Origin of the sequence: Nonomuraea fuscirosea (assembly GCF_035917475.1) — a bacterium.
GTDB classification, from domain to species: domain Bacteria; phylum Actinomycetota; class Actinomycetes; order Streptosporangiales; family Streptosporangiaceae; genus Nonomuraea; species Nonomuraea fuscirosea.
The window spans coordinates 7,542,837-7,560,766 of sequence record NZ_CP109074.1 but is presented as its reverse complement, the minus strand read 5'-3'; the positions used below and the strand labels follow the sequence as shown (position 1 = coordinate 7,560,766).

General features: G+C 71.9%; 14 protein-coding genes. 8 read left to right on the top strand and 6 right to left on the bottom strand.

The features are described 5' to 3' along the window. The first annotated feature begins 74 nt into the window (after positions 1-74). The 3 genes from OIE67_RS34365 to OIE67_RS34355 are packed head-to-tail and all read left to right on the top strand — an operon-like array spanning position 75 to position 2,783. A complete protein-coding gene (locus OIE67_RS34365) occupies positions 75-923 on the top strand; it encodes a S1C family serine protease (protein WP_326628339.1) in 849 nt (282 codons plus the stop codon). 10 nt (positions 924-933) lie between these two features. Beyond that, the gene (locus OIE67_RS34360; protein ID WP_181307049.1) at positions 934-1,599 is read left to right on the top strand and encodes a response regulator transcription factor; all 666 of its coding nucleotides are present in this window, start codon (positions 934-936) and stop codon (positions 1,597-1,599) included. Then, complete coding sequence (locus OIE67_RS34355) at positions 1,596-2,783, top strand: sensor histidine kinase (RefSeq protein WP_326628336.1); 1,188 nt, start codon at positions 1,596-1,598, stop codon at positions 2,781-2,783. The genes OIE67_RS34360 and OIE67_RS34355 overlap by 4 nt, the downstream gene beginning before the upstream one ends. Here OIE67_RS34355 and OIE67_RS34350 read toward each other — a convergent pair. After that, complete coding sequence (locus tag OIE67_RS34350; protein ID WP_326628334.1) at positions 2,780-4,132, bottom strand: cytochrome b; 1,353 nt, start codon at positions 4,130-4,132, stop codon at positions 2,780-2,782. The two genes, OIE67_RS34355 and OIE67_RS34350, sit on opposite strands and share 4 nt — an antisense overlap. A gap of 230 nt (positions 4,133-4,362) precedes the next feature. Between OIE67_RS34350 and ppdK the strand changes: the two genes are divergently transcribed. Then, a complete protein-coding gene (gene ppdK, locus OIE67_RS34345) occupies positions 4,363-6,999 on the top strand; it encodes a pyruvate, phosphate dikinase (RefSeq protein ID WP_326628332.1) in 2,637 nt (878 codons plus the stop codon). 142 nt (positions 7,000-7,141) lie between these two features. After that, entirely contained in the window at positions 7,142-9,250 is a 2,109-nt protein-coding gene (locus OIE67_RS34340; protein WP_326628330.1) for an alpha/beta hydrolase-fold protein, read from the top strand. Here the strand turns inward: OIE67_RS34340 and OIE67_RS34335 are convergent. The 4 genes from OIE67_RS34335 to OIE67_RS34320 all read right to left on the bottom strand — a co-directional run bounded on the left by OIE67_RS34335 (position 9,247) and on the right by OIE67_RS34320 (position 12,786). Continuing rightward, positions 9,247-9,792 carry a GNAT family N-acetyltransferase gene (locus tag OIE67_RS34335; RefSeq protein WP_326628328.1) on the bottom strand — a complete coding sequence of 182 codons (546 nt, stop codon included), beginning with the start codon at positions 9,790-9,792 and terminating at the stop codon, positions 9,247-9,249. The genes OIE67_RS34340 and OIE67_RS34335 overlap by 4 nt on opposite strands. Positions 9,793-9,937: 145 nt before the next feature. Then, positions 9,938-10,099 (bottom strand): hypothetical protein, encoded by a 162-nt coding sequence (locus tag OIE67_RS34330; RefSeq protein ID WP_326628326.1) that lies wholly within the window; start codon positions 10,097-10,099, stop codon positions 9,938-9,940. A gap of 93 nt (positions 10,100-10,192) precedes the next feature. Beyond that, positions 10,193-11,935 carry a DUF4832 domain-containing protein gene (locus OIE67_RS34325; RefSeq protein WP_326628324.1) on the bottom strand — a complete coding sequence of 581 codons (1,743 nt, stop codon included), beginning with the start codon at positions 11,933-11,935 and terminating at the stop codon, positions 10,193-10,195. Positions 11,936-12,057: 122 nt separating this feature from the next. Then, the gene (locus OIE67_RS34320; protein ID WP_326628322.1) at positions 12,058-12,786 is read right to left on the bottom strand and encodes a protein-L-isoaspartate O-methyltransferase family protein; all 729 of its coding nucleotides are present in this window, start codon (positions 12,784-12,786) and stop codon (positions 12,058-12,060) included. 266 nt (positions 12,787-13,052) lie between these two features. On the opposite strand from OIE67_RS34320, the gene OIE67_RS34315 reads away from it, so the two are divergent. Then, positions 13,053-13,787, top strand: coding sequence for a phosphotransferase (locus tag OIE67_RS34315; protein ID WP_326628320.1), 735 nt, complete (start codon positions 13,053-13,055; stop codon positions 13,785-13,787). A gap of 6 nt (positions 13,788-13,793) precedes the next feature. Here the strand turns inward: OIE67_RS34315 and OIE67_RS34310 are convergent, their stop codons facing one another. Continuing rightward, on the bottom strand, positions 13,794-15,335 hold the full coding sequence (locus OIE67_RS34310; RefSeq protein ID WP_326628318.1) for a M48 family metallopeptidase: 1,542 nt from the start codon (positions 15,333-15,335) through the stop codon (positions 13,794-13,796). 80 nt (positions 15,336-15,415) lie between these two features. On the opposite strand from OIE67_RS34310, the gene OIE67_RS34305 reads away from it, so the two are divergent. Continuing rightward, positions 15,416-16,636: a deoxyguanosinetriphosphate triphosphohydrolase gene (locus OIE67_RS34305; protein WP_326628316.1), complete on the top strand. Its 1,221-nt coding sequence runs from the start codon at positions 15,416-15,418 to the stop codon at positions 16,634-16,636. 114 nt (positions 16,637-16,750) lie between these two features. After that, positions 16,751-17,908 (top strand): NAD(P)/FAD-dependent oxidoreductase, encoded by a 1,158-nt coding sequence (locus OIE67_RS34300; RefSeq protein ID WP_326628314.1) that lies wholly within the window; start codon positions 16,751-16,753, stop codon positions 17,906-17,908. Positions 17,909-17,930: the final 22 nt, after the last annotated feature.

Here is a 17,930-nt window from a genome sequence, read left to right as displayed (position 1 = left end):
GGCCCCACGGGCCCGACTTCCGGACCCCGTCGCCAGGCGCTCGCCGGGAGTCCCCGGCCGCCGCCTCACCGCCCGTGTCACCGCCGCCCGTCCTGCCGCCGCTGATCGGGCCGCCGCCGCTTCCCGTACCCGTCGCGTCCGGCCCGGGGACGGACGCCACGCGAGTCGTCCGGGAGTCGCCCGGCGGGCGGTTGCTGGTGGCCGCCGGGCTCGTGGCGGCGCTCACCGGCGCGCTCGGCGGGGCGGCGGTCGCCACGGCGGGCGCCCGGCTGTTCGAAGGACCCGCGCCGGCCCCCGTCGCCGCCCTCCCGAGGGCGGCCCGGGCCCCGTCCGCCGGCCTGACCGGGCTGAGCGCGACGGCGGCCCGCGTGCTGCCGAGCGTCGTCTCCATCGAGACGCGCGACAGCGGCGGCTCCGGCTTCGCGGTGGACGAGCGCGGCCACATCCTCACCAACGCCCACGTGGTCAGAGGCAGCAGCCAGGTCACGGTGGTGCTCAGCGACGGCAGCCGGCTGCCCGCCCGCGTGGCCGGCACCGACTACGGCGAGGACCTGGCCGTGCTGGAACTGGACGACCCGGCCCGGCTCACCCCCGCCACGCTCGGCAGGTCCGCGGACCTGTCCGTGGGGGAGCAGGTGCTCGCCATCGGCTCGCCCCTGGGCCTGTCGGGGACGGTCACCGCCGGCATCGTCAGCGCGCTGGACCGGGAGGTACGCCTGGGCGGCTCCTCCCGTACGGCCGTGCAGACCGACGCCTCCATCAACCCGGGCAACTCCGGCGGCCCGCTGGTGAACGGCCGGGGCGAGGTCGTGGGCGTGAACACCGCGATCGCGTCCGGCAGGGGAGGCGGCAACATCGGCATCGGGTTCGCCATCCCCATCGACCGGGCGGCGCCCATCGCGGACCGCATCATCCGAAACTAGGGTGCGAAACATGCGACTGCTGGTGGTGGAGGACGAGGAGGACCTGGTCGACGCGCTGCGCGTCGGCCTGGTCCGGGCCGGATACGCGGTGGACGTCTCCTACGACGCGCCCTCCGCGCACGAGAAGTTGCAGGTCAACACCTATGACCTGGTCCTGCTCGACCTCAACCTGCCGGGCGGCGACGGCTTCCAGCTCTGCCGGACCGTGCGCTCGGCGGGCCAGGGCGTGCGGATCATCATGATCACCGCCCGCGACCGCCTGGACGACCGGGTCCGCGGCCTCGACGAGGGAGCGGACGACTACCTGGTCAAGCCGTTCGCCTTCCCCGAGCTGCTGGCCCGGGTGCGGGCCCTGCTGCGCAGGGACACCGGGGGCGGCACCTCCGTGCTGGAGGTCGGCGGGCTGCGGATCGACACGGCCAGGCTGGAGGTGTCGCTCGACGGCCGGTCGCTGGCGCTGACCCCGAAGGAGTACGGCGTGCTGCACTACCTGATGACCAGGCCGGGCCACGTCGTCTCCACCGAGGAGTTGCTCGAACACGTCTGGGACGAGCACGCCGACCCGTTCACCAGCACCGTCCGCGTCACGGTCGGCAACCTGCGCCGCAAGCTGCAGGAAGAGGGCCTGATCGAGACCGTGATCAGCCGCGGTTACCGGCTGAAGGAGCCGTCGTGATCCACACCATCCGCTTCCGGATCACCGTGCTCTACTCGGGGCTGCTGTTCGTGCTGGCCGCGCTCGTGCTCGGCGGCATCTACTTCGCCGTGTCCAAGACCACCGACCAGCGGCCGGTCACCACCGAGTTCGCGAAGACGTACAGCGGCAACCAGTATCTCGGCAAGCGCGAGGTCGTCTTCGTCGAGGAGGTCGAGAACCAGGTCAACGTCCAGACCATGGCCACGCTGCGCGACTACTCCCTCTACACCCTGGCCGCCCTGTACGTGGCCAGCCTGGGCATCGGCTGGGTGCTGGCCGGGCGGGTGCTGCGGCCGGTCCGGTCGATCACCCGGACGACGGAGGAGATCCAGGCCACCGACCTGAAGCGGCGCATCGAGCTGGACGGCCCGCGCGACGAGCTGAAGGACCTGGCCGACACCATCGACACCATGCTCGACCGGCTGGAGGAGGCGTTCAGCGCGCAGCGCCAGCTCATCGACGACGCCTCCCACGAGCTGCGCAGCCCGCTGACCATCATCAGGGCCAACGTGGACGCCGTGCTGGCCGCCCCCGACGCCAGCGAGGAGGAGCGGATCAGGGCCGTGGCCATCGTGGACCGCGCGACCACCCGGATGACCCGGCTGGTCGAGGACCTGCTGGCCACCGCCAGGCGGCAGGGCACCGCGTTCGCCGACGCCGATCTCGACCTGGCCAGGGTGGTGGGGGAGGCGTGCGAGGAGTACGCCACACCCGCCGCCGAGCGCCGGATCGCGATCGTCCGCGACCTGGGCTCGGGGCTGGAGATGACCGGCGACGCCGACGCGCTGCGCCGCGCCGTGGCCAACCTGCTCTCCAACGCCGTACGCCTCTCGCCGCCCGGCGGCACGATCAGGGCCTCGGCGGGCCGGGACGAGGGCTGGCTGTGGGCGGCGGTCGGCGACGACGGCCCCGGCCTGCGCGAAGCCGACCAGGCGCGGGTGTTCGACCGCTTCTGGCGCGGCGAGTCCAGCCGCCGGGACCGGCACACGGGCCTGGGCCTGGCCATCGTCCGCCAGATCGTGGAGTCGCACGGGGGCCGCGTGGCGGTGTTCTCGCGGCTGGGCCAGGGGTCCACGTTCGTGCTCTGGCTGCCTCCGCCGGGCGGCGTGCCCGGCACCCCGCCCGGCCACAACCCCCTCGCCGACCTGCTCCAGAACCCCTAGTCCGACCGGCGGCGGCACCACGCCCTGGTGAGCAGGAAGGCCGCCACCGGCAGCACGACCACCGCGATCCGCAGGCCGGGCACGACCAGCTCGTAGGTGTCAGGAGGGACCGTCAGCAGCGCGGGCGCGGCCGGCGGCGGCGCGGGGAAGCCGGGCGCCGAGCGCATCACCGGCGGCGGCGCCGAGACCCACGTGCCCGCCCAGAGCACGGCGAAGAACGTGATCACCGCGGCGCCCAGCGCCGTCCGCACAGGTGCCTGTGACGGCCGGTCGAGCAGGTGGTGCACGTCGCGGTCGCCGGTGAACCGGCGTTCCAGGAACGGGTAGAGCAGCAGCACGCCGAAGAAGACGGCCAGGACCAGCGGCGGGATCCAGAGCCCGAACTGCAGCACGTACCCGCCGACCGTGACCTCCCAGGCGGGGACGAGCCGCTGCGCCCCTTCCAGCACCCCGGCGTACCAGAACGGCTGCGCCGACGGCGGCAGGCTGCCCGGACGGTAGGCGCCGTGCTCCCACACCGGGTTGACCCGGACGAACGTGGCCAGCAGCGCGATGAACCCGATCGTGAACAGCGCCGTCGCGCCGTTCTTGACCGCGAAGTAAGGGAAGAACGGCCCGCCGGTCACCGTCTTCTCGCCGGCGGCGGTGGCGCGCCGCTCGGTGTGCTTCTGCCGCCAGGTGAGGATGAGCGCGTGCAGCGGCACCACCGCCAGCAGGATGCCGGGCACGAGCAGCACGTGGGTGACGAACACGCGCGGGATGACCTGGCCGGGGAAGCCGCCGTCGAACGCGAACGCCGACAGGTACGTCCCCACCAGCGGGACCGACAGCAGGAGCCCCTCCGCCTGCCGCAGCCCCGTCATCGCGAGCTGGTCGGCGGGCAGCGAGACCCCCAGGAACGACTCGAACAGGGCCAGCCCGAACAGCAGCACCCCCAGCATCCAGGTCAGCTCGCGCGGTCTCCGGAAGGCCCCGGTGAAGAAGACCCGGCACATGTGGGCCACGATCGCCAGCACGAACACCGTCGCCGCCCAGTGGTGCAACTGGCGCATCAGCAGCCCGCCGCGCACCTGCACGCTGATCTCCACGACCGACTCGTAGGCGACGTCGGGGTTCGGTTTGTAGAACAGCGTCAGGAACGTGCCGGTGAGGATGAGCAGCACGAACGAGTAGAGCGCCAGCTCACCCAGCAGGAACGACCAGTGGCTGGGGAAGAGTTTGCGCAGCTGCGGCCGTAACCAGCGGCCGAACGGCAGCCGGTCGTCGAGGTAACGCGCCGAACCGACCGCGGCCCTGGCGGAGCCGGTGAGCACGCGGGCCCGCCGCCCGGGCTTGGTAGGAGTGGCCATCAGGGCCTCCTGGTGGGGGTGTGATCCGATTCTGCACCCAGGGGCCGCCTTTCTCAAGAATTGGTTTAAACCAATTGGTCTAATCCAATTTCCCAGAGCTGGTCGTATAATTGGATTAGACCTTTCATGCGCCCTTCACCAGCGCAAACAGTGACCTAAGAGGGGAGTGCAGTTTCATCATCAATTCCCCCGGTAGAGTCCGGGACAGAGGCGTTTGATTGGAGCGTGTGGTGGCCAAGTACGTTTACGACTTCACCGAGGGCGACAGGAATCAGAAAGATCTGCTCGGCGGTAAGGGTGCGAACCTCGCCGAAATGACGAACCTCGGGCTGCCCGTTCCCCCTGGATTCACCATCACCAGCGAGGCCTGCCGCCGCTACCTTGCGGAAGGCTCTGTTCCTGAGGGGCTGGACCAGGAGGTCGTCGGGCATCTGGAGGCACTGGAAGCCCAGATGGGCAGGAAGCTCGGCCAGGCCGACGATCCGCTGCTGGTGAGCGTCCGCTCAGGGGCCAAGTTCTCCATGCCGGGGATGATGGAGACCGTGCTCAACATCGGGCTCAACGACGAGTCCGTGCACGGGCTGGCCAAGCAGGCGGGCGGCAACGACCGCTTCGCCTGGGACTCCTACCGCAGGCTCATCCAGATGTTCGGCAAGACCGTGCTCGGCATCGACGGCGACCTGTTCGAGCGGGCGCTCGACACGCTGAAGGGCCGGCGCCAGGACACCGACCTGGACGCGGGCGAGCTGCAGGAGCTCGTGGAGACGTACAAGGGGATCGTCCGCGAGCAGACCGGCAAGGACTTCCCGGCCGACCCGCGCGAGCAGATGCGCCTGGCCGTCATGGCCGTCTTCGACTCGTGGAACGCCCCGCGCGCCATCCTCTACCGCCGCCAGGAGCGCATCCCCGCCGACCTCGGCACCGCCGTGAACATCATGGCCATGGTCTTCGGCAACTACGGCAACGACTCCGGCACCGGCGTCGCCTTCACCCGCGACCCCGGTTCGGGGCGGCAGGGCATCTACGGCGACTACCTGCAGAACGCCCAGGGCGAGGACGTGGTGGCCGGGATCCGCAACACGATCCCGCTGGAGGGGCTGGAGAGCATCGACCGGCACTCGTACGACGAGCTGCTGCGGATCATGGAGGTCCTGGAGAACCACTACCGCGACCTGTGCGACATCGAGTTCACCATCGAGCGCGGCAAGCTCTGGATGTTGCAGACACGGGTCGGCAAGCGCACGGCGGCGGCCGCCTTCCGCATCGCCACCCAGCTCGTCGACCAGGGCCTCATCACGATGGACGAGGCCGTCACCCGGGTCACCGGCGACCAGCTGGCCCAGCTCATGTTCCCCCGCTTCGACTCCGGCGCGCCCAAGAAGAGGATCGCCAAGGGCATGAACGCCTCCCCCGGCGCCGCCGTCGGCAAGGTCGTCTTCTCCTCCGAGCGCGCCGTGGAGCTGGCGGAGCAGGGTGAGGACGTCATCCTCGTCCGCCGCGAGACCAACCCCGACGACCTGTCCGGGATGATCGCCGCCAAAGGCGTCCTGACCAGCCGGGGCGGCAAGACCTCCCACGCCGCCGTGGTGGCGCGGGGGATGGGCAAGACGTGCGTGTGCGGGGCCGAGGAGCTGGAGGTGCACACCGATGAGCGCCGCTTCACCGCGCCCGGCGGCGTGACGGTCGCCGAGGGCGACGTCATCTCCATCGACGGGACGACCGGCGAGATCTACCTAGGCGAGGTGCCCGTGGTGGACTCGGCCGTGGTGGAGTACTTCGAGGGCGCCGCCGAGCCGGGTGACGACCTCGTCCGCGCGGTCGACCGCCTCATGCGGCACGCCGACGCGGCCCGCCGGCTCGGCATCAGGGCCAACGCCGACACCCCCGAGGACGCGGCCCGCGCCAGGCGCTTCGGCGGCGAGGGGATCGGGCTCTGCCGTACGGAGCACATGTTCCTCGGCGAGCGCCGCCAGCTGGTGGAGGACCTCGTGCTGGCCACCACGGACGAGGCCCGCCAGCAGGCCCTGGACGCCCTGGAGCCGCTCCAGAAAGCCGACTTCATCGGCATATTTCAGGCTATGGACGGCGCGCCCGTCACGATCCGCCTGATCGACCCGCCCCTGCACGAGTTCCTGCCCGACATCGTGGACCTGTCGATCAAGGCCGCCACCGACACCGCCACAGCCAAGGACCGCAGGCTCCTGGCCGCGGTCAAGCGCCTGCACGAGCAGAACCCGATGCTCGGCCTGCGCGGCGTCCGCCTCGGCCTGGTCATCCCCGGCCTGTTCGCGATGCAGGTCAGGGCCATCGCCCAGGCCGCCAAGGAGGTGCCGGGAGCCAGGCCCGAGATCATGATCCCGCTGGTGGCCGCCGTACAGGAGCTGGAGGCGGTCCGCGAGGAGGCCGTCAGGATCCTCACGGAGGCCGGCGTGCAGGCCCTGGTCGGCACCATGATCGAGGTCCCCAGGGCGGCGCTCACCGCGGGCCGGATCGCGGAGGCGGCCGAGTTCTTCTCCTTCGGCACCAACGACCTGACCCAGATGGCGTGGGGCTTCTCCCGCGACGACGTCGAGTCGGCCTTCTTCTCCCGCTACCTCGACCTCGGCATCTTCGGCGTCTCCCCCTTCGAGTCCCTGGACGAGGAGGGCGTGGGCCGCCTGGTCAGGATCGCCGCGGAGGAGGGCCGGGCCGCCCGGCCCGACCTGCACCTGGGGATCTGCGGCGAGCACGGCGGCGACCCCGCCTCGATCCACTTCTGCCACGACGTGGGCCTCGACTACGTCTCGTGCAGCCCGTTCCGCATCCCGGTGGCCCGGCTGGAGGCCGGCCGCGCCGCCCTCACCGACACCGACTCCGACACCCGCTGACGTCACCGAAAGCGCCACCGCCCCCGCCGGGCGGTGGCGCGACCTCAGGGCGCCTGTTGACAGAGCCCCACAAACCCCATGAAACTCTCCCGAAACACGCGCGTACTCACGTGCCTGCGGTAAACGTTTACAGGAGAGTCCGATGCCCTTACCCCGATGGATCGCCGCCACCGCGCTCACGGTCGTGGCCGCGCTCAGCCTGACGGCCGGGCCCGGTGAGACGGGCGTACGGGCGGAGGGCCGGATCACCACCGGCGCGGCCCCGTCGCCCGCCCTGGGCGAGGACATCGCCTACAACGTCTACCTCCCGGCCCGCTACGACCGGACCAAGGACCGCCACCCCGTGCTCTACCTGCTGCACGGCCGCGGCGACACCATGCAGGCGTGGACCCGCGTCAAGACGACGCTGGACGACATGATCCGCACCAAGCGCATCCCGCCGGTCATCGCCGTCATGCCGGACGCGCCGTGGAACGAGCGCGGCAACTGGTACGTCGACTCGCGCTACACCGGCGCCGACCTCCCCGGCCGCAAGGTGGAGACCGCCCTGACCAGGGACCTGATCGCGCATGTGGACGCCACCTACCGGACGGCCCCCATCAGGCAGGCGCGCCTGGTCGGCGGCTACTCGATGGGCGGCGCGGGCGCGCTGCGGTTCGCGCTCGCCCACCAGGACCTGTTCGGCGCCGCCGCCGTGCTCAGCCCGGCCGTGTACGCGCCGCTGCCGCCGTCCGACTCCTCGGCCCGCGACTACGGCGCCTTCGGCGACGGCGCGGCGAAGTTCTCGGAAGAGGTCTACCGCGAGCTCAACTACCCGTCCCTGCTCCCCGACCTGGACGAGGACCTGCCCGTCCGGCTGTTCGTGGCGGTCGGCGACGACGAGTACGCCAACCCCGACCCCGCCGACGCCCGCCACGACCTCGACTTCGAGTCCGCCGCCCTCTACAACGCCGCCAGGCGCTCGCCCGCGATCTCCGCGCAGCTCCGTGTCATGGACGGCGGCCACGACTGGACGGTCTGGACGCCCGCGTTCGAGCAGGCCATGGCCGAGCTGGGCCCCGGCCTCAGCGTCACGCCGCCAACCGGCCTGCCCGCCCCGTTGCACGGCACGCCGGCCGCCGACTGGGCCGGCGGGGTTGCCGCGCACGCAGACGGCTCCCTCACTCTCGGGTACGCCGCCGGCGGCCCGGTCGAGGGGCAGCCGCACGCCGGCCGCCTGGACGCCGTCCTGACCCGTACCGGCGGCTGGACCAGGCAGTTCGGCACGGCGGCGGACGAGCGCCTGTACGGCGTCGCGGCCCTGCCCGACGGGGGTGTGCTCGCGGCCGGCTACACCAAGGGCGACCTGGACGGCCGGCATCCGGGCAACGCCGCGGACGACGCCTTCGTGGTCCGGCTGGACGCCGCGGGGGAGGTGCGCTGGCTCACCCAGTTCGGCGACCCGGCCGCGGCCGACCGCCTCTACGCGCTCAGCGCCGCTCCCGACGGGGGCGCGTACGTCGCCGGCTACACCAAGGGCTCGCTCGACGGCCCGAACGCCGGCGACAAGGACGCCGTCGTCGCCCGCCTCACCCCGGACGGCGCGCTGTCCTGGATCCGCCAGTACGGCGGCCCCGGCGAGGACAAGGCGACCGGCATCGCCGCCGACGCCCTTGTCGCCGGAGTGGGGGCCGTCCACGTGACCGGCAGCGCCTCCGCCGCCCTGCCCGGCACGACCGCACTCGGCGGCCTGGACGGCTGGATCGCCGCCTACACCACGGACGGCGCCAGGCAGTGGGCCACCACCGCCGGCGGCCCCGAGGACGACCGGCTGAACGCGGTCACCGTCACCACCGCCGGCCTGGCCGTCGCCACGGGCCTGTCGGCGGGCGACGCGCTCACCGTCGCCTACACCGGCAAGGGCGCGCGGCGCTGGCAGCACGTGCTGGCCACGCCGCAGGCCGACGAGGGCGCCGCCGTGACCCCGCTGCCGGGCGGGGAGGTGCGGGTCGTGGGCTACACCCGGGGCCGGGTCGGCGTGCAGGCGGGCGGCGCCGACGTCGTGGTGCTGCGCCTGGACGCCAAGGGGGCCCAGCGCGCCGCCACCCAGCTCGGGACGGCCCGCGACGACGGCGTGGACCCGTTCGCCGAGCCCGGCCTGTACGCCACCACCACCCCGTCCGGGCAGGTGGCCGTCACGGGCCTGACCTACGGGAGCCCGGCGGGCGGCACCGCGCCGGGCAACGGCGACGTCTTCCTGGCCGTCCTTTAGCCGACGTTCGCCGGCTCGTCGTCCCAGTCGGGCAGGGTGGTCGTCCCGGACACCCAGTCCCGCCGCAGGATCGCGTAACCGACGGAGTCGTACACCGGGCCGTCCGGCGACGGCCAGGCGTCCCGGTAGTGCGACTCCTTCACGTAGCCGCAGCGGCGGAACACGATGCGCATGGCCAGGTTGTCCTGCCGCGTGTTCCCCTCGATCCGCAGGAACTCGGGGAACTGCTCGAACAGGTAGGCGGTCAGCCACTTCAGCGCCACCGCACCGAGCCCGCGCCCCCGCCACTTGGCCCGGATCCGCAGGTCGAACATGGGCGTCCCGTCGGTCAGATCCTGCAACCGCACCAGCCCGGCCCGCTCACCGTCGGCGACCAGCCAGAAGGTGCGGTTGTCATCGTCGTCGTAGACGCCGTCGGCGACCCGCCGCCGGATGGCCTCCTCCTCCTGGACGCCCGCATGGAAGGGCCACTCCTCCCCGGTCAGGAAGTCAACAAGGGCATCGGCCTCATCAGGGGAGAACCGTGAGAATTCAACGTTCACGCCCCTGATCGTCCAGAACACCACCACACCGGTCAAACTGTTTTTACAGCCGACGATAATGACCCTTCGAGGGCCGCAATCCTCGCCTGGAGGCACCCACAATCCTGACCTCAATGGTCCGACGATCATTACACTTGGGAGGCCCTCACGGGCCGTGCGCGCCGACCACGAGCGCCTGATCCTCGCCGGCGGCTTCCCCATGGTGCCGGCGCTGCGCCAGGCCGAGCGCGGTCGCTGGTTCACGAGTTTCGTCGACATGGTGATCGACCGTGACGCCCTGGAGATCAGGAAGGTCAGACAGCGTCATGCCCGCGGACCGGCTGTGGAGCCCGCCGTCGTCTCAGGCTCAGGCGGTGGGGCCGGCCCATCACCGCCCCGGAGGGTGATGGGCCGGCCAAGGTCAGTTCACGGTGAGCGTGTGGCGGAGGCTGTTGAGGCCGGTCGCCGGTTCCCAGACGCCCTCGTTGGCGAGGTGGATCGCGTACTCCGGCCTGGACGGCAGTTGCGGGTCCGGGAGGTTGAGGAGCAGCGCGTACGTGCCGGCGGGCAGGGAGGCGGGCAGCGGCACCGTCTGCGTGATCGTGCTCGTGGCGCCGGCCTGCCACCTGCGCGGGTCGGCGGTGAGCGGGAAGCGGTGCAGGGCCGAGGTGGCGGTGTTGCGCAGCACCAGTTCCAGGCCGCGCGGGTTGAAGGGGGCCGCGTAGCCGTCGTTCCGCAGGGTGACGCTGATCGGCAGGCCGCCGCCGCGGGTGGCGGTGCCGGGGTAGGTGCCGGTGGTCAGGGTGAGGCGGTAGCCGAGGCGGCGGGTGATCTCGGCCAGGCAGCCGCCGGTGTTCCAGCCGCCGAGCACGCCGGTGTGGTAGTCGGTGTTGAGGTAGGAGTAGTGGAAGCGGGACAGCTCGTCCATGGCGGTCGGGCAGTCGGAGCGGGGCGGGTTGGGGTTGCAGGTCTCGCCGCCCATGGCCACGTACGCGGTGTCGGAGCCGAGGTAGGGATATTCGACGGCCGGGTTCTCGTACGTGCCGTAGTCGTCCGGGCTGGCCAGGAAGCAGTCGTTGTGGTGCCCCAGCCGCGCCACGGCCGAGCCCCCGTACGCCTGGCCCGAGGTCACCGGGCTGGTGGTGTACATCGTGCGCTTGAACTTCGGTGTGCGCAGCTGCACCATCCGGGTCGAGGGCAGGACGTTGAGGATCTTGTCCACCACGGCCTTCCTGTTGGCCCAGTCGGCCGCGCTCACCGTGCCGGCGTTGCCGAAGTTCTGGGTGTAGTACCACTCGCCCCAGGCCCCGATGAAGCCGGCCTGCATGAGGTAGATGACGTCCCTGTTGGCGCTCAGGTAGGGGGCGAGCTGGTCGAGGTGGGCCAGCACCCGCTCCTTCGAGGCGTCGGCGCCGTCGGTCGAGGTGGTGTAGGCGAAGCGCAGGATCATCTTCAGGCCCGCCGCCCGTACGGTGTCGAGCTGCTGCTGCAGTTGCTGCAGGGCGGCCGCGCTGATCGGGGTGGTCTTGAACTCGGCCAGGTAGAACACGCACATCACCAGGGAGATGTTCTGGCTGGTGCGGTAGCTCTGCAGGGTCGCCTGGGAGAAGTCGTTCTTGTCGCAGTCACCGGTGTGGTGGTAGAGGCCGCGCTCGGGATTGGCGAAGTCGGCGCTGGTGGGGGTGTAGGTGACGGTGCCGTTGCCGCCACCGCCTCCGCCGCTGTACACGTGCGTGAGCTTGGCGGACGTCTCCAGCGGCGACTCCACCTGGAAGACGAGGTCGGCGTCGTTCGGGGTGGCGCTCTCGCCGAGGCTCGCGCGCGGCACCGTCCACCTGGCCGTGCCGCCGGAGGCCGAGTGGGTGACCGCGCCCACGAGCGTCCAGCTCCAGCCGCCGCCGTTGTGGCGATAGAGGGAACCGTTCTCCAGTAAGAAGTCGGCTCCGGCTCCGCCTTGGGCGAAGCCGGTCGCGGGGTTGCGGTCGGTGTCGACGTACGCGCGCGTGTAGGCGGGGCTGCCGGTGTAGCCGAACTGGTACGTCACCGTCGTGGCGGTGTCGGTGGCCGACGGGCCGGTGATGGCGGCCAGCGCGGGAGACGGCGCGACGAGGACCGACGCGCACAGGAAGAGGAGGAGGGTGAGACTGCGTGCGAGCTTGGGCATGGCGCTCCTAGGCAGGCAGGCCGGCGAGGTGTTCGCGGATTGCTTGCGACTAATCATGGAGTCCATGCGAATTAAGTCAAGACCCCGGTCAGCCTGCCCAGGTGGTGGAGTGGGGATGACCTTTAATAATCAGGGAGTCCCGAGTAATATTCGGCGGAAGGGGTGACGGTCCTGAGCGCGTGCCCCGCGTTCCCGCCGCACGCGTCGACGATCACCGCCCCCGGCCGGGTCTGCCCGGCCCACGACTCCGGCGAGCCCGCCAGCACGAGCACCCGGTCGTACGGCCCCCGCTCCGGGCATCCGCGCGCCTTCTCACCGACGAACAGGTGTGGTCGCATCCCCGCCGCGGCCAGATTCCGGCCCGCCGCCTCCGCCACCACCGGATCGCTCTCGATGGACGTGACGCCGCCCGCCTCGCCCGTCAGCCGGCACAGCAGCGCGGTCACCCAGCCGCTGCCCGTGCCGACCTCCATCACCCGCTGCCCGGGGCCGACGTCGAGCAGCTCCAGCAGGTCGGCCACGGCGCTGGGGGAGGGGTTGACGCAGGTGTAGGCGGTGCCGCCGCGCCCGGAGGCGAGCGGGGTGGCGATCGGGCTGCCCGAATAGACGGCGTCCCACCAGCCCGGCGGATCGGTGTCGCGGTCGATCGGCACCGCGCCGCCGTCGTCGTCGAGCGCCAGGCCCTGCGAGGGGACGAACCAGTGGCGCGGCACCTTCCGCAGCGCCTGCGCGATCGGGCCGGTGGCGGATGCGCGGCGCTCGGCGATGGTCGCGATCATCGCCTCGACCCGCCAGGCGATGTGGGGCAGCATCGTCGAGCCCTGCCGGGTTCCGCCGTCATGCCTGCTCACAGCGCCTCCTTGGTCCGGGCGAATGCTAAGGGTGACCGTAAGGCCACTGATCGGAGTGTGGCAAGACGGTCGGGAAAAACTCTTGTCCAGGCGCCCTCGTGTGCGCGACTTTCCGTTTCATCCGCCGGGACGCCGCAGACTCGTCCCCGCGATGATCGGTCATGACGCGATCGGCCCGGCCGATCGGCCAGAGCTGTCGGTGTGAGTGCTCGGCCGAGAGTGAACGGGCGTCGCGCGGGCGGGCGGTGATCGGGCAGGCTGGGCGCATGCCGGAAACGCCGCTCCCCGGAGGCTTCGTCAACGCCGTCGTCCGTGTCGGCGACACCGTCCGCCGCCGTCCCGCCGAGCGGGCCGCGCACGTGCACGAGGTGCTGCGCCTGTTCGAACGGAGCGGCTGGCGGGGGGCGCCGCGCTTCCTCGGCCTCGACGGTGAGGGGCGCGAGATCCTGGGGTACGTGGACGGGCACGTGGCATGGGAGGAGGTCCAGCCGGACGGCGTCGGCTCGGACGAGAGCCTGGCCCGGGTGGCCGGCCTGGTCCGCGAGTTCCACGACCTGACCGCGGGCACCCCGCAGGCCGGCGACGGCGAGGTGGTCTGCCACAACGACCTGTCGCCGAAGAACACCGTCTACCGGGACGAGGGGGCGGGGCTGCGGCCGGTGGCGTTCATCGACTGGGACCTCGCCGGGCCGGGGCGGCGGATCCACGACGTGGCGCACGTGTGCTGGCAGTACGCCGGCCTCGGCCCCGGCGCGGAGCCGGGCGAGGCCGCGCGGCGGATGCGGGTGATCTGCGACGGCTACGGCCTGGCCGAGCGCGGTGAGGTCGTGCGGACCGTGCTGTGGTGGCAGGACCGGTGCCGGAACGGCATCGTCGCGGACGCGGCGGCCGGCCTGCCGCACGCCGTCAGGCTGGTCGCGGAGGGGGTCGTCGAGCACGTGGGCGCCGCCCGCGACTGGGTCGCCGCACACCGCGCCGACCTCGACCGAGCCCTCCGCTGAGTCCGGTCAGCCGGGCAGGTGGTGCAGGTCGGCCGGGGTCGGTTGCGGAATCGCGGGGTCGGAGGCGGGTGGTTCTTCGATCGGTACGTAGTCGTGGCGCATCCCGTGATCGCCCAGCCACCGCCGCAGCCCGCCCACGGCCTCCGAGTTCGTCGCCACCTGGGCCGCGTACTCCGACAGGGCCACCTCCTCGCCGTCGTCGAACAGCAGCCGCGCGGGCCCCGACCACGACAGCGTCCACTTGGCCTCGCCGAGCTGGATCAGCACCGCCTCCAGCGCCTGCCCCAGCACCCCGGCCAGCAGGGTAGGGGAGGGGTTCCAGCCGCTCTCCAGCAGCTTGGCCTCCAGCTCCGCCTGCCGCCCCCGCGCGATGGCCTCGAACGCCGCGTCCAGGTACGGCCGCGTGGCGCCCATCACCTGCTGCCCGGCCACCGCCAGGTCGTGCAGGGCGTCGGCGTTGCGGCCGGCGTACATGGCGTGCGCGACCAGCTCCTCCCACGGCACCGGCCGCAGCGTCGTCGCCGCCTCGGGCGACCACATCGACTGCTCCACGGCCTGCACCGCCACGTTCGGGTCGATGAGCAGGGTCAGGGCGGAGCGCGGGTCCGGCACCTGCTGCGGCTCCGGCAGGTGCTCGATCGCGGCCAGGCGCTCGGCCATGCTCGGGTGCGAGTCGTACGGGGAGACCTCCTCGGGCCGCTCGCTCAGCTTGGCCAGCTCGGCCTGCCGCTCGGGGTCGCTCATGAGCGCGTGGAAGCCGCCGAACACCGTCGCCGGCCTGGTGCCGCCCGCGCCCGTCAGGGTCAGGTAGCTGTCGACGTAGGTCTCCCAGCCCGCCGCGGTCAGGCGGATCTTCTTCAGCGCGCCTGACGTGGCCTGCCGGCCGCCGATCGCGACGGCGAAGCGGTCGGCCTCCAGCTCCTGCTTGCGCGAGACGGCCTGCGAGACCCGGAGGTAGAGCTTGGCGTACCAGGTGAACAGGCGCTGCACGAACGGATGGTTGCGCAGCCCCTGGACGGTGGCGATGAGCGAGACCCGGCCCCGGTAGACCGGCGCGCCGAGGCGCGTGTGGGCGCCGCTGTAGTGGCCGAGCTCGTGCCCGAGCACCGCGCGCAACTCGTCCACCGTGAGCGTCTGCAGCAGCGGCAGCCCGATGAACATGCGCCGCCGCGTCGCCTTCAGCCCCAGCAGGCGGGTGTCCTCCGAGACGGCCGCGTTCACCTCGGGGACCAGGCGGATCTCGTCCGGCGGGGCCGTGCGCACGCGCTGGGCCAGCTCCTCGACCGTCTGCCACAGCACCGGCTCGTGCTCGCGTCCCACCGGCACGCCCGGCTGCTCGCCCTCACGGCGGCGGCTGACCATCACGAGCGTCCTGACCAGAGCGCCCGACGCCAGCGTGAGCACGATCGCGAACTTGAGCGCGGTGGCGTGGAAGTCGACGATGAGCAGGACGTCGAGGAAGATGGCGGTGGCCACGATGAGGCCGACCAGTACGTAGAAGCCGGCGAGCAGGGTGAAAGCCAGCACTGCTCGGAACGCTGTCGTCATGGGGGAGGGCTCCCGGGGAAGGGGTTCTCGCGAGGCTCGACACTAGCGGAGACGGGAAACTGGATAAAATCGCTTCACTGATGCCGTACTACGACGAGCATGACCAAGAGCGTTGGGTTCCGGAACTTCCCGGCAATCCGGAACGGTCCGCGTTCGAGCGGGACCGTGCCCGTGTGCTGCACAGCGCCGCGCTCAGGAGACTGGCCGCGAAGACGCAGGTCGTCGGCCCGGGGGAGACGCTCGGCGGCGGCCAGCACATCCCCCGCACCCGCCTGACCCACTCCCTGGAGTGCGCCCAGGTCGGCAGGGAGATGGGCGCCACGCTCGGCGTGGACCCCGACCTGGTGGAGACCGCCTGCCTGGCGCACGACCTGGGGCATCCGCCGTTCGGGCACAACGGGGAGGTGGCGCTCAACGCGCTGTCGAGCTCGTGCGGCGGCTTCGAGGGCAACGCGCAGAGCCTGCGCCTGCTCACCAGGCTGGAGGCCAAGGTGCTGACCGAGGACGGGCGCAGCGCCGGCCTCAACCTGACCCGCGCCGCCCTGGACGCCTCCGTGAAGTATCCGTGGACCTGCCGCGAATCGCCCAAGTTCGGCGTGTACGACGACGACCTGCCGGTGTTCGAGTGGATCAGGGAGCGCGCGCCGGCCGGGCGGGTGAGCTTCGAGGCGCAGATCATGGACTGGGCCGACGACGTCGCCTACTCCGTGCACGACCTGGAGGACGCCCTGCACTCCGGCCACGTCACCCCCGAGGCGCTCCAGTCGCCCGCCGAACGCGCCCAGGTGTGTGAGATCACCCGCACCTGGTACGCCCCCGGCGCCGACCTCAACGAGCTGGAGGAGGTCTTCGCCAAGCTGATCGACGACCCGCTCTGGCCGCGCCACTTCGCCGCCACGATCGCCGACCTGGCCGGGCTCAAGGCCCTCACCAGCGGCCTCATCGGCCGCTTCTGCAGGTCCGCGCAGGCCGCCACCAGGGAGGTGCACGGCTCGCGGCACCGCGCCGACCTCGTCGTGCCGTACGCCACCAGGCTGGAGTGCGCGCTGCTCAAGGGCGTCACCGCCCACTACGTGATGACCACCGAGGACCACCACGCCAACCAGGCCAGGCAGCGCGACCTCATCACCGAGCTGGCCTCGCTGATCACGCTCGGCGCGCCCGGCACGCTCGAACCCGCCTTCAGGCCCGCCTTCCAGGAGGCCCCGGACGACGCCGCCCGCGTGCGCGTGGTGATCGACCAGATCGCCTCGCTCACCGACACCTCGGCGGTGACCTGGCACCGCCGCCTCTCCCGCTGACCGATCCAGGACGAGCCCCGCCGGCCGATCTTCTGGTTAAGGCTTCGTCAACGAGCCGGGGTCGCCGGGACGAGCCGCTTTCGCGAGGACCCCCGCCGGGCGGATACTGCGCCCATGGCCACATATGTGATCGTCGGTGCCGGGCTGGCCGGGGCCAAGGCGGCGCAGACGCTGCGGGAAGAGGGCTTCGACGACGAGGTCGTGCTGATCGGCGCGGAGAGCGAACGGCCCTACGAGAGACCACCCCTGTCCAAGGAGTACCTCCAGGGCAGGAGCGAGCGGAACGACATCTTCGTCCACGCCCCCGACTGGTACGCGGGCAACGGCGTGGATCTGCGGCTCGGCACGCCGGTCACTAAAATCGAGCTGGAGCACCACGTGGTGCGGCTCGGGGACGGCTCCCGGCAGCCGTACGACAAGTTGCTCATCGCCACCGGCGCCGTGCCCAGGCGGCTGCCGGGGCCCGCCTACTACCTGCGTACCGTGGCGGACAGCGAGGCGCTGCGGCGACGCTTCGCCGAGGGCGGCTCCGTGCTGGTCGTCGGCGCGTCCTGGATCGGCCTGGAGACCGCCGCCGCGGCGCGCGCGGCCGGCTGCGCGGTCACCGTCGTCGAGCCCGAGCCCACCGCGCTCAACCGGGCGCTCGGCCCCGAGCTCGGCGCCCTCTTCGCCCGCCTGCACGCGAGCAAGGGCGTGGACCTGCGCTTCGGCATCGCCGCGGCGGAGATCACCGAGGACGGCGTGCGGCTCAGCTCGGGCGAGCGGCTGAGCGCCGACCTGGTCGTGGCCGGCATCGGGGCGGCGCCTGAGGTCGGTCTGGCCCGTAACGCGGGCCTCGACGTCGGCCAGGGCATCCGCACCGACGCCTCCCTGCGCACCTCGCACCCCGACGTGTACGCGGCCGGTGACGTGGCCGAGTTCCTGCACCCGGTGTACGGCCGCCACCTCCGCGTCGAGCACTGGGCCAACGCCCTGCACGGCGGCCCCGTGGCCGCACGGTCCATGCTGGGCCGGGAAGTGGTGCACGACCGGCTGCCCTACTTCTTCACCGACCAGTACGAGCTGGGCATGGAGTTCTCCGGCGACATCGAGGGCCACGACGAGATCGTCTACCGGGGCGACCCCGAGAGCCTGGAGTTCATCGTCTACTGGCTGCGCGGCGGCCGGGTGATCGCCGGCATGAACGTCAACACCTGGGACGTCGTGGACGGCATCCAGGAGCTGATCAGATCAGGGGTCCAGGTCGACGCCAAGGAGTTGTCGTCGGGCTGAGCGCGGGGCCGGCGCACGCCGT